Origin of the sequence: uncultured Candidatus Kuenenia sp., from assembly GCF_900696675.1 — a bacterium.
In the GTDB taxonomy this organism is placed as follows: Bacteria; Planctomycetota; Brocadiia; order Brocadiales; family Brocadiaceae; genus Kuenenia; species Kuenenia stuttgartiensis_A.
In genome coordinates this window covers 1-11,833 of record NZ_CAADGZ010000108.1, presented here as the reverse complement: position 1 = coordinate 11,833, position 11,833 = coordinate 1, and the positions used below count along the sequence as shown (strand labels likewise).

Here is an 11,833-nt window from a genome sequence, read left to right as displayed (position 1 = left end):
GTATTCCAAGTCGTAATAAAATGTTTCGTGGGAGTTTATTTTTATAAAAGGCGGGTTGATTACTACGGCTTATGTCTAAAAGAAGAGCGGAAAGACTATCTGAATTTATTAAACAGGAAGTAAGTAAAATTATACTTTATAAAGTAAAAGATCCAAGACTGAGCTTTATAACAGTAACCGAGGTGGATATATCAGCAGATTTGAAAAATGTAAAGGTCTATGTTTCTGTGCTTGGTAACGAATTGGAGCGGAAAAATACTATGTGTGGGCTGGATCATGCCAAAGGATTTATACAGACGGAATTGGGGTCTTGTTTGCGAATAAAATATACCCCTCACTTGAAATTTTGCCTGGATGAATTAACTGAAAAACGTAATCGTATCTTAAAAATTATTGACGAAGCTGTTCGTGGAAGTTCTGTAATTGAAAAGAATGGATCGGAAGAATGAAAACATTAAATTTTGGTTTGCCGAAAGGCAGTTTGCAAGAATCTACTATTGACATGATGAAAAAAGCGGGCTATACGGTTCGCGTCAATTCTAGGTCATATTACCCCACAATTGATGATGATGAAATAACTATAAGATTAATTAGGCCGCAGGACATGTCAAGGTTTGTGGAAAAAGGTATTATTGATGCGGGTCTAACGGGCGCTGACTGGGTAAAAGAGGCAGGTTCCGACGTTAAAGTAGTGGTGAACCTTGTCTATGCGAAACAACAACTCACAAAGGTCAAATGGGTATTGGCCGTTCCGGAGGATTCAGAAATAAGGTCTGTGCAGGATCTAAATAATAAAAGCATTGCTACGGAGTTGGTTAATGTTACCAGACAATATCTTGCGGAGAAAGGAATTGTCGCTGATATTGAATTTTCTCATGGTGCAACAGAAGCAAAGGCGCCTGCTTTGGTTGATGCGATCGTAGAGCTTACCGAAACAGGCAGCAGTCTCAGGGCTAATAAACTTCGAATAATAGATACAATTATGGAGTCGGCAACCCAGCTTATCACTAATCACCAGTCATGGAAAGATGATTGGAAACGCACAAAAATAGAAAATCTTGCCATGCTTTTTGAAGGAGCAATCATTGCACGTGAAAAAGTTGGATTAAAAATGAATGTACCTGGAGATTCCCTGGAAAAGGTATTAAAACAATTGCCTGCACTGAGGAAACCCACGGTCTCGACCTTAAGCGAAGGTGCCGGCTATGCGGTTGAAACAATGGTAGATCAAAGCATCGCGAGAAACATTATTCCGGCATTAATTAGGGCAGGGGCTGAAGGAATTATTGAATATCCATTAAATAAAGTAATACTTTAACGACCCGTAACTATTTAACCAATTGAAGTATTATAGCACCATCATGCCACTTTCCCTGCACTTAATAGTCGCTATTTTTTAAAGAAGGCTCGATACGGACAATCGGTAGCTTTATACGGATTCGTCGTATAGCGTATTTTCCATTAGGTAGAGGTATTGCTTCGCCAGTAGTTACTTGCTATTTTATTTAAAGCTTGCAAAGTGTAAAAAGAAATATGAAATGTTTTGTAAATCATTTACCATTATTGTTTTATCCGTAATTATCTTCTTTCTGGAGTTTTTGGGATGTAGTAATGTTACCATTAGGAAAAATTCTCCCACATCCGGAGAAGGGGTATTTCTACACTTAAAAAGAATGGAAGATGCGTTTTCCTACTTTAGTGCGGGGTACTTTTTTTTACTAGAGAGAAATTGGGAAATGGCTGCTGATAATTTTGAAAAGGCGAATGAAATAGACCCCAATTCTGAGAGGGTCATAAAGCATTTGGCTACCTGTTATTTTCAATTAGGCGAGAATGAAAAAGCTATAAATGCCCTCGAAAAACTTGCGAATCAAACCCCACAGGAATTCAGCCTTCATTACACACTGGCCACTCTCTACGAAGCAGTTGACAGAAAGAAAGAGGCAATTTCGGAATATGAATATGCCAGAAAATGTAAAATTACCAAACTGGACGAAGTTTTTCTGGCAGACTCCCTCTATCGGCTTGCAAATATTTATATAGAACTGGGCATGATAGAAAAAAGTGCGGAGTGTTTTAAAACCATGTTTAATATGAACATTATTGCCCGCCCGGCAAAGTTTCATTATGAAATTGGGTTAAAATACTTTGAGAAAAACATTGTTGATATGGCGCTGGAACATTTTTTGAAAGCAAAAAAATATGATCCGGAACTAACTTTTTCGAGTTTTTATATAACACTATGTTATGATATTTTAAATGATCATGATACTGCTGTTGAAGAAGCGAAGGAATTTCTTCTTAAAGAACCTGAAAACTGGATAATGCGCCTTACACTCTCTGAAATTTATGAGAAATTGGGAAAAAAAACGGAAAGAAATGGAGAAATAGAAAAAATTAAGGAAATTCTCGAAAACAACATAGAGATAGGCAGCAGGAATCCAAGAGAATATTTTTTACTCTGTCAGATATATAGCAGCCAGAATAACATTGACGAAGCGACAAAAACAATTGAAAAAATGAGATTGTTACCATTAGAAGCAGAAACAGAAAAAGATGTTCACTTTATGTTGGCCAATCTTTATTACCAATGTCAAAAATATGATACGGTGGAAAAAGAATTGCGTTTGGCCATAAAGATAGACCCTGATTTTCACGAAGCCAATAATTTCCTTGGATATTTTTTTGCGGAAAATAACAGAAATATTGACGAGGCAATTACATTAATCAATAGAGCCCTTGACTCTCAACCAAAAAATGGCGCGTATCTTGATAGCTTGGGTTGGGCATACTATAAAAAAGCGCAAATAGAAGAAAGAGATGATTATTTATTCATGGCGCTTCAAAAGCTGGAAGAGGCGATTAAACTATTGGAAGATCCGTATATTTTTGAGCATCTGGGAGACGTGAATTATAGCCTGGGCAGTTGGTACGATGCGTTGGGCGCGTGGGAAAAGGCAAAGGTATTGTATGAAAAAACACACGTCTATGAAAAACAATTGGAAAATGTAACACATAAAATTGACAAAATAAAACGTCTCATTTCTTTAGAAAAAAACAGTACAAAAATAATAAAACATCATTTAAAGAAAAAAATATAGTTTGAAAAATTAAATTCTATGTATTTAAGTGGGGAATAATACACTTGGCAGGACATTCACATTGGGCTGGGATAAAACATAAAAAAAGCATTGCTGATGCTAAAAGAGGCAAGGTGTTTTCTAAAATATCCAGGATGATTACTATCGCTGTCAAAAAAGGTGGTAGCGACCCTAATATGAACCCGAAACTGGAACTTGCAATAAGTAAGGCGCGGATGGCAAATATGCCGAAAGACAACATAGAGCGTGCGATACAAAAAGGTATCGGAACGGGAGGCGATAATATCGAATTGCAAGAATGCTTGTTTGAAGGGTATGGGCCAAATGGAATAGCAATAATGATGGATGCGTTAACCGATAATAAAAACAGAACCGTGCCAGAACTAAGAAAACTATTTGAAAAGTTTGGCGGCAATATGGGTGAAACAGGTTGCGTTTCCTGGATGTTTGAAAAAAAAGGCATTATATTGGTGAACAATAATGTGTGCGTAGAAGATGAATTTATGATGCTGGTGTTAGATGCGGGTGCAGAGGATTTGCAAACAGTGAGGGAGTATTATCAAGTGTTATGTGCTCAAACTGATTTGGATGCAGTTAAAAAAGCTATTGAAACTCAAAATATAACCATAGAGAATGCAGAAACAAGCTGGTTGGCAAATAATACTATAGAGGTGGAAGGAGAAGCATATCGAAAAGCGCTTCAGCTTATAGAGGCGCTAGAGGATCATGATGATGTAAATAGTGTTTACTCTAATCTGAACTTTGCACAAGAATTTTTTGAGGCTGAAAAGTAAACGCTTTCCCAAAAGTATAAATTTTGTTTTTTTGAAAGTTGAGGTGTGTTGCTTTTGCACATGGATGGAAAAAGCACACGGGAATTTAGTAGTACTTACTGTGCATAATTATACTACGCACTCTACAAACGATGGGCAAAATCATTTACGCGGGTAATTCATCTGGTGAAAAATCTTACTCTTTATCACCACTGAGGGAAATATCCTTCTTTTTTAAATTTAGTAACTCAAGAACTTGTTCTCCATCAAGGACTTCGCACTCTTCGAGTTTTTTTATCAATACATTAAGCTTACCCCGGTTGTCCTGAATTAATTTTCTCGATTTTTCGTAACATTCATTAATGATTTTTGTCACTTCTTCATCAATTGTAACAGCGGTTTTTTCACTGTATTCCTTTTCCTGAACAAGATCATGACCTAGGAAAATATTACCAGATTGCCTGCCAAAAGTCTGAGGGCCTATTTTCTTACTCATACCAAATCGGCAAACATAATTTCTTGCTAGTTTTGATACCTTTTCAATATCATTTTGGGCACCTGTTGAAATTTCATCTAAAATAATTTCTTCGGCGGCCCTACCCCCAAGCAAGACACAGATATTTTCCAACAATTCAGACTCCGTTGTTAAATACTTATCTTCTATCGGCAATTGCATGGTATATCCCAAAGCAGCTGTTCCTCTGGGAATTATGGAGACTTTATGTACTGGGTCGGTTTTGGGCAACATAGCAGCAATAAGAGTATGGCCAGATTCGTGTATAGCAACAGTTTTTTTCTCTGCTTCACTCATAATCCTGCTCTTTCTTTCAGGTCCGGCCAAAACCCTGTCAATTGCAGCTTCCAGATCTTCCATCCCAACAGAATTTTTATTGTGCCTCGCCGCAAGAAGTGCTGATTCATTAATAACGTTTGCTAAATCGGCTCCGGTAAAACCGGGCGTGCGTTTTGCTATCGTTTTAAAACTAACATCCGGATCTATTTTTACAGTTTTTGCATGGACTGCCAAAACAGCTTCTCTTCCAGAAAGATCAGGCCTGTCGATCGTTATTTGGCGGTCAAAGCGCCCAGGACGTAATAAGGCGTTATCTAAAACATCCGGTCGATTTGTTGCCGCAATAATGATTATGCCCTTTTGTGAGTTAAAACCATCCATTTCTGCCAAAAGCTGGTTTAAGGTTTGTTCCCGTTCATCGTGCCCCCCGCCAAGCCCCGCTCCCCTTTGCCGACCCACACTATCAATTTCATCGATAAAAACAATACATGGCGCCTTTTCCTTTGCCTGCTCAAACATATCCCGCACACGGGCAGCGCCCATGCCGACGAACATCTCAACAAAATCCGAACCGCTGATAGAAAAAAAATGTACCCCGGCTTCTCCCGCAACTGCTTTTGCAAGAAGTGTCTTTCCCGTGCCTGGAGACCCTATCAGGAGAACACCTTTGGGAATTTTCCCCCCCAATTTTTGAAATCGATCGGGATAAGCAAGAAAATCCTTAATTTCCTTTAATTCTTCTTTTGCTTCATCGCATCCGGCGACGTCGGCAAAGGTTATTTTTTGTGTGCCATTATCAGAATAAAGTTTGACTTTTGCTTTGCCAAAAGACATGAAAGGGGAACCCATACCGCTAAATTTCTTTAATAACAAAAACCAGACAAGCGTCATAACACCGAAAGGTATAATCCACCACATAATCATGCTTTTTAGAAAATTATTTTCCGGAGCACCCTTAAAACGTACTTTTTGTTCCTCAAGTTCATTCACCAACGCCTGGTCTTGTATAGGAACAGTAAAAAACGCAATCTTGTCTTCTTCACCACCTTCAGCGGAAAATTTTTTATAATAACCTCGAATAATATTCTGGCCCACGGTGCACTCGGATATATAACCATTCTTAAGATAGAGTCTAAACTGGCTATAAGACACTTCTTCTGCTTTTGGAGAAAAAAACATCTGTGCCAGATATACAATAGCAAAGAAAAGAAGGATGTAACCAAGGGAAAAAGACCGCCTTTTGTTATTTTTCATGGAATGTTTATCTTTGATCATGTAATTAATAAAATAAAATATAAATATTCAAAAAAGATAGACAGAACAATGAATTATATTAGATAATATGTCTATTGTCAAAATTTAAATCCCTGCTTCCGGGGATGATATCAAAGTCTCGTTTAAAAAAACAGAGATGCCAAAGGCAGGTGAAAGGGTCAGCGGTGAATAGAATAAAAATTGGCGAATATACATGGACTGGATTTTAAGACCTGTATAGTATTTAAGTATAGCCGCTGATGAGGGCAGATTTAAAAAAACGCATACTGCCTGTCAATTCAGGTATATGATTCGCTATTTAATGCTGGTGGGTAAATAAAAAACTTGACTTATCGCCTGTTTCATACCTATAATATCGCCACTGCATTAGTGATGTATCAATGTAAAATTAATGGGGCAGATAGCTCAGTTGGTAGAGCACAGGACTGAAAATCCTGGTGTCGACGGTTCGATCCCGTCTCTGCCCACCACTTACAATCCTTCAAAGATCTCCCGCATTTAGCACCCCTCCATATCTTGCGAACACAGCAATACAAGAAAGCAACGTTTTTCCTATTGCAAGTTTTTTGTAACTATTCAGTGTAAACATTACATGAATCCCGGCGGGTTCATGTTTGCAACCGTTCGTCGTGAGCTCAGCCGAACGGTTACAAGCCTGAACCCGCGAATGTAGTTCCAGTACCATTACGTTCCCAAACAGATACTTCACTATGTTCAGTACAAGGTTTGGGAACGAGTTACGCTCTGATCTCCGGTAGTTTAATAAATTACGCTGAATAGTTACAGTTTTTTACAAAAACACAAATATACGGTATAGTATTACCTTATACAAATACAATGGAAATCGTGGCAACATTTCTGGAAAAGCAACGTATCTTTAAAATACCTTTCGATAAATTTCACTCTCAAAAAGTCATTCTTTTATAGTTTTATAAAATTAATTATTTTCAGGAAGCAAAGGAAAATGAAAAAAAGTCTATTTGTTTTATTATTTTATACAATGATAATTTTTGCAGGCAGTGTCTCCGCAAATACATTTACATTGGGAGCGCCGGCAAATGCTGTGACAAAACGGGCAAATCAGCAAACCAGTGATTTTATATATAAGGAGTTTGAAGAGTTTGTTAAGGTAATAAAGGCGCTGCAGGAAAAGTATGTTGAAGAATTGGATATTAACACTATTTTTACAAACGCATACCGTGGAATGATGTCGGAGTTGGATCCCTTCAGTCAATATATAAGTCCCGAAGAATTAGAAGAGCTTAAGATCGAAACGGAAGGGGAGTTTGAAGGTTTAGGTATCGAAGTAATTGTCAGGCATGGGCTAATAACCGTAATAACCCCCATACTCGATTCTCCAGCATTCAAGGCAGGGATATTGGTAGGAGATCGCATTCTCAAGGTTGATGGCATACCAACCAAAGACATAGCTATTCGTGAAACCGTAAAACTCCTTCGGGGGAAGCCGGGCACAACAACAACCCTTACTGTTTTGCATGAGGGAGAATCTATGCCGGTGGATATTACAATACAGCGGGCAAAGATCCATGTAAACAGTATAAGAGACGTAAAAATGGTGGATGAAACGGAGAAGATTGGCTACTTAGCTCTGATAAATTTTCAGGAAAACACCGTTGATGATCTGGATAAAACAGTGAAAGAATTATTGAAGCAAGGCATGGAAGGTTTAATATTGGACTTGCGATTTAACCCTGGAGGATTGTTGAGCGCCGCCGTGGGTGTTTCTGACAGATTTTTAAAAAAGGGCGTTATTGTTTCAACCCGAGGCAGAGGTCCTGACCAAAACATTCTGTACCGCGCCCGCAGAAGCGGCTCCTATCCTGATTTCCCGCTGGTAGTACTGGTAAATAACGGAAGCGCCAGCGCATCTGAAATTGTCGCCGGAGCGATAAAGGATAATAAACGCGGTTTGCTGGTAGGCATGAAAACATTTGGCAAAGGATCTGTGCAGAGCCTGGTTCCAATACGCGAAGGCAATGCCGCCTTAAAACTAACGACCGCCAAATATTATACGCCATCGGGAGAATGTATCCACGAAAAAGGGATTGAACCCGATATTGAAATTCCGCTTGATTTTTCCCAGATGAGGGAATTGCAGGTAGAATTGTCAGCGGCGAAAATAGGCAGGAAAGCGGCTGATAAGGAAAAAGAACCCCCTCTCTTCAAAGATTTGCAACTCGAAAAGGCAATAGAGGTAATAAAAGGCATGGAAACTGACGGGAAATAAAATAACTAATAAGAGAATGGGCATTAATTCATGGATTTTTACTACAGGCAAGAGGGCATACCTGCTTTTTTCTCCAATTTAGGGAGAATACGTTTCTCAAAAGACTAAAGTGTTACCATTGTTTCTATTGCCAATCCCATCCCTCAATTATTTTATGGTGTTGATAATCTGTGCGGTCATAACGAAGGGGGGTAATGGAGATATACCCGTCACGAAGCGCACTCAGGTCGGTTCCTTCTTCATGGTATTTGGATTTATCTGCTCCTGTCAACCAGTAATAAGCCCTGCCGCTTGGGTCAATACGTTTTTGAAAAACTTCTTTAAAATCCTGCGTGAATTGGTGTGTTATCTTAATCCCTTTTATCTGATCAGGCGGAATTGCAGGAATGTTTACGTTTAAGAGCAAATTTTTGGGTAGATTATGGCTTAAAATACGTTGTATAATGCCTTTTGCTACGTCTGCCGTCCTGTGGATGTCATCATAGTGTTCTGTTATTTCGAAGGAAACCGCGATGGATGAAAATCCCATGACAGTGGCTTCCACCGCTGCCGCTACCGTTCCGGAATAAAGGATGTGGATGCCCACGTTTGCCCCCATATTTAGCCCTGATATGACAATGTCAGGCTTCTCCCGCATAATCTCATTTACGGCAAGTTTTACACAATCTGCCGGCGAACCGTTAACGCCGTACCCGATAAATTCATTGTTCATGTGCACTTTCCTGATACGCAGGGGTTGGTTGAAAGTGATGGAATGCCCCACGCCGCTTTGCTCAATATCCGGCGCAACAACGGTAACGGTTCCCAGATCCTGAATATAGTGTTTTAACGAAGCGATTCCCGGTGCATAAATACCATCATCATTTGTGAGCAAAATCTGCATATGTTTTATCCTTAATAAGGAGTCTGCCGTATATTCGCCGTACACACGTAATAATCATATTTCCAATATGGATTTTTTGCATTGATATCTTTGTAATTAAAACAAATCAAGCAACGCCTTTTTCTTTCTACTATGGTCTTCTTCTGTAATAAGCCCCTCCTTCAGTAAATCTTTTATTTCCCTGAGCTGATTTTTTATATCCATATCATTCATTCCATTATTCAAAAGCATTTCCTTTTTATAATCATAGTCTTCCTGTAAAAGAATCCCGTCATTGAGTAGTTCGCGCAATATAAGTAATTTGGCTTTGATTTTACTTTCCCTTTGAACGACATTCGCGCCAGGTTCCACTTGTTGATAACCGGATGAAGAGTGAATATTGCTGCCAACTTTTTCTTTTTTTTGCAGTTGGTTATAGAAATCAGACTTGTCGGACTCGGAAATGTCCGGTTTTTTTATTTCAGGCCTCTGGTATGTTTCATCTGATATGTTTATGACCAGCCAGTTTTTGTGCCCCGGTTCAAAGGCTTGTCCATACGCAGGCAATAACGCCCAAAAACGACTGCCTTTTATCTTCGTCGGGTCTTCTTTTGCCGTACCCATCCCTTTTTTCTCAGACACCAAATCGCTGTACGTTTGGAACTTTTGTACCCGGCTAAAAACAATATTTAGACGGCTATCCCTCATAAACATAACGCAGTAGTTCTGTTTGTCCGCGAAAAACGGCCGCCCTGAGTACGAGACAACCTCTATTACCTGTGCAGGAGTTGCTACAGAAAAAGCCTGGATAATCAAGGGCACAAGCCTGCTGATTTCGTCATCCTGAAAGACGTTCACAGATGTACTCTTTTTCAAAAGCCCCTTTTCTTCGAAATAAATCTGCGATAATACATTACCGATAACATCACTGTTCATTTCATAAGGATGATTGAATTGCACAGAACCCCTGTTTGTTTTAATGGATAATTCTTTATGCCTCACCTTAATCTTTCCATCCTCATATGTTTCTGCGCGAATTGCACCCGAAATATGAAAAGACAGCATGCAGAAGATAATACTCAAAAACAAATTGGTTTTTTTAAAATGTGTATTCTTTGAATTCACCCGATTATTTCTACTACTTCCGAAAGGTAGCATATTTCAATTAATTCAATCCCAAAATCTTTTCCTAATCCTTTAGCGTTATCTTTTGGAATAACTGCTCTTTTAAAACCCAACCGTTGAGCTTCTTTTAATCTGATTTCAATTTGATTTACACTTCGCACTTCACCGCCAAGGCCAACCTCGCCAATGACTACCATATCCGGAGGTATTGGTTTCTCTTTAAAACTTGAGGCAATTGTCATTGCGATACCAAGATCCGCCGCAGGTTCGTAAACATGAACCCCCCCTACAATATTCACAAAGATATCCTGGCCTCCCAATTTTAAACCAATCCGCTTTTCAAGTATGGCAAGGAGCATCGATACCCTGTTATAGTCAACGCCGCTGACCTTTCTTTCCGGCATGCCAAACGTTGCCTTTGTTGCAAGCGCCTGAATTTCTAACAGCAAAGCGCGTGTTCCTTCCATACAGGGAATGATTGTAGAACCTGCGCCTACTCTCATACCCTGTGAAATAAAAATCTCCGATGGGTTGTCAACCGGATGTAATCCGTTTTTTCTCATCTCAAAGATTCCAATCTCATCCGTGGATCCAAATCGGTTCTTAACAACCCTTAGAATGCGATAGCATTGAAATTTTTCTCCCTCAAAGTACAAAACGGTATCAGCCATGTGCTCCAACACCTTTGGACCTGCAATTATACCTTGTTTGGTTACGTGTCCTACCAGAAATATTGCAGAACCCGTAGATTTCGCGGTAAAAATCAGTTCATTTGCGCATTGTCGTACCTGAGCAACGGTGCCCGGAGAGGATTCTAGCTGGGGCTTATAAATCATTTGGATGGAATCTATCACCACCAGGGTAGGATGTGTGTTGTGTATATTTTCTAATATAAAATCTAAATTTGTCTCAGAAACAACGAGTAATTTAGGCGACAATACGGATAGCCGCTCTGCCCTGAGTTTTGTTTGAGCAACGGATTCTTCTCCTGTGACATAGAGCGTGGTATATCCTTTTTGACTGACGTGCTGACATACTTGTAAGAGGAGTGTTGATTTGCCAATTCCCGGCGTTCCGCCGATCAATACCGCTGAGCCAACAACCAAACCTCCCCCCAGGATTCTGTCAAATTCGCTGATTCCCATTTCGATACAAGGGCAATCCTGAAGTTTTATCTCAGTTATCGGAATGGGAAGTTGTCTGTCAAGCATGGCAGACAAGGAAGTAGCGCCAACGGAATCATTACTATATTCCTCTACAGTGGAATCCCATTCTCCGCAACCGCCACAACGCCCTACCCACTTTAAACTTTTCCATCCGCAACTTTGGCAGACGTAAACAACAGATGTTTTCGCCATGTATCGTGAGAGTTATTCACCCCTCAATTGTTTCGTGCGAAAAAATAAAAAAGGGCAAAAAAAGCCCTTTTAAAATTTTTACCAACAAGAATTATGGTATTAAAAACACATTAAGCGACACTTGCAGAGCCTGGATATTTTTAAAGGATTATTTGTTGCCGCTAAAAAAAAGGTAACACTTTAGTTCTTTGAAAAATTAACAAGCGATATTATAAGTTAAGCCGGAAGTGGTTTTTGTTAAAAGAGCTTTTTTGGCGTATGCCAGAAGGTTTTCCACGGGGTTGTCTCCTTGCAATTC

At 39.4% G+C, this 11,833-nt stretch carries 9 protein-coding genes and 1 tRNA gene; 6 read left to right on the top strand and 4 right to left on the bottom strand.

Annotated features, from left to right (window positions below; translation table 11 throughout):
* Positions 1–71 precede the first annotated feature (71 nt).
* The 4 genes from rbfA (at position 72) to QZT26_RS13570 (ending at position 3,895) form a co-directional block, all read left to right on the top strand.
* Positions 72–449: a 30S ribosome-binding factor RbfA gene (gene rbfA, locus QZT26_RS13585; RefSeq protein ID WP_099324357.1), complete on the top strand. Its 378-nt coding sequence runs from the start codon at positions 72–74 to the stop codon at positions 447–449.
* The gene (gene hisG, locus QZT26_RS13580; protein ID WP_099324358.1) at positions 446–1,318 is read left to right on the top strand and encodes an ATP phosphoribosyltransferase; all 873 of its coding nucleotides are present in this window, start codon (positions 446–448) and stop codon (positions 1,316–1,318) included. Before rbfA ends, hisG begins: the two co-directional genes overlap by 4 nt.
* 220 nt (positions 1,319–1,538) lie before the next feature.
* Positions 1,539–3,101 carry a tetratricopeptide repeat protein gene (locus tag QZT26_RS13575; protein WP_295102833.1) on the top strand — a complete coding sequence of 521 codons (1,563 nt, stop codon included), beginning with the start codon at positions 1,539–1,541 and terminating at the stop codon, positions 3,099–3,101.
* A gap of 44 nt (positions 3,102–3,145) precedes the next feature.
* A complete protein-coding gene (locus QZT26_RS13570) occupies positions 3,146–3,895 on the top strand; it encodes a YebC/PmpR family DNA-binding transcriptional regulator (protein WP_164994664.1) in 750 nt (249 codons plus the stop codon).
* A gap of 175 nt (positions 3,896–4,070) precedes the next feature.
* Here the strand turns inward: QZT26_RS13570 and ftsH are convergent, their stop codons facing one another.
* The gene (ftsH, locus tag QZT26_RS13565) at positions 4,071–5,921 is read right to left on the bottom strand and encodes an ATP-dependent zinc metalloprotease FtsH (protein WP_295102830.1); all 1,851 of its coding nucleotides are present in this window, start codon (positions 5,919–5,921) and stop codon (positions 4,071–4,073) included.
* Positions 5,922–6,336: 415 nt separating this feature from the next.
* Between ftsH and QZT26_RS13560 the strand changes: the two genes are divergently transcribed.
* Positions 6,337–6,412 (top strand) — tRNA-Phe (locus QZT26_RS13560).
* A gap of 494 nt (positions 6,413–6,906) precedes the next feature.
* On the top strand, positions 6,907–8,190 hold the full coding sequence (locus tag QZT26_RS13555; RefSeq protein ID WP_164994662.1) for a S41 family peptidase: 1,284 nt from the start codon (positions 6,907–6,909) through the stop codon (positions 8,188–8,190).
* 124 nt (positions 8,191–8,314) lie between these two features.
* Here QZT26_RS13555 and surE read toward each other — a convergent pair whose 3' ends face one another.
* The 3 genes from surE to radA form a co-directional block, all read right to left on the bottom strand.
* A complete protein-coding gene (gene surE / locus QZT26_RS13550) occupies positions 8,315–9,073 on the bottom strand; it encodes a 5'/3'-nucleotidase SurE (protein ID WP_164994661.1) in 759 nt (252 codons plus the stop codon).
* Positions 9,074–9,169: 96 nt separating this feature from the next.
* Positions 9,170–10,117, bottom strand: coding sequence for an SHOCT domain-containing protein (locus QZT26_RS13545; protein WP_164994660.1), 948 nt, complete (start codon positions 10,115–10,117; stop codon positions 9,170–9,172).
* Between the two features lie 56 nt (positions 10,118–10,173).
* Positions 10,174–11,535 carry a DNA repair protein RadA gene (gene radA / locus QZT26_RS13540; RefSeq protein WP_099324367.1) on the bottom strand — a complete coding sequence of 454 codons (1,362 nt, stop codon included), beginning with the start codon at positions 11,533–11,535 and terminating at the stop codon, positions 10,174–10,176.
* Positions 11,536–11,833 lie beyond the last annotated feature (298 nt).

What these genes read in the sequence shown, in the direction of transcription:
- radA (WP_099324367.1), bottom strand. Translation starts at nt 11,535, where the DNA reads ATGGCGAAAACATCTGTTGTTTACGTCTGCCAAAGTTGCGGATGGAAA.
- rbfA (WP_099324357.1), top strand. Translation starts at nt 72, where the DNA reads ATGTCTAAAAGAAGAGCGGAAAGACTATCTGAATTTATTAAACAGGAA.
- surE (WP_164994661.1), bottom strand. Translation starts at nt 9,073, where the DNA reads ATGCAGATTTTGCTCACAAATGATGATGGTATTTATGCACCGGGAATC.
- QZT26_RS13555 (WP_164994662.1), top strand. Translation starts at nt 6,907, where the DNA reads ATGAAAAAAAGTCTATTTGTTTTATTATTTTATACAATGATAATTTTT.
- hisG (WP_099324358.1), top strand. Translation starts at nt 446, where the DNA reads ATGAAAACATTAAATTTTGGTTTGCCGAAAGGCAGTTTGCAAGAATCT.
- QZT26_RS13545 (WP_164994660.1), bottom strand. Translation starts at nt 10,117, where the DNA reads ATGCTGTCTTTTCATATTTCGGGTGCAATTCGCGCAGAAACATATGAG.
- ftsH (WP_295102830.1), bottom strand. Translation starts at nt 5,921, where the DNA reads ATGAAAAATAACAAAAGGCGGTCTTTTTCCCTTGGTTACATCCTTCTT.
- QZT26_RS13575 (WP_295102833.1), top strand. Translation starts at nt 1,539, where the DNA reads ATGTTTTGTAAATCATTTACCATTATTGTTTTATCCGTAATTATCTTC.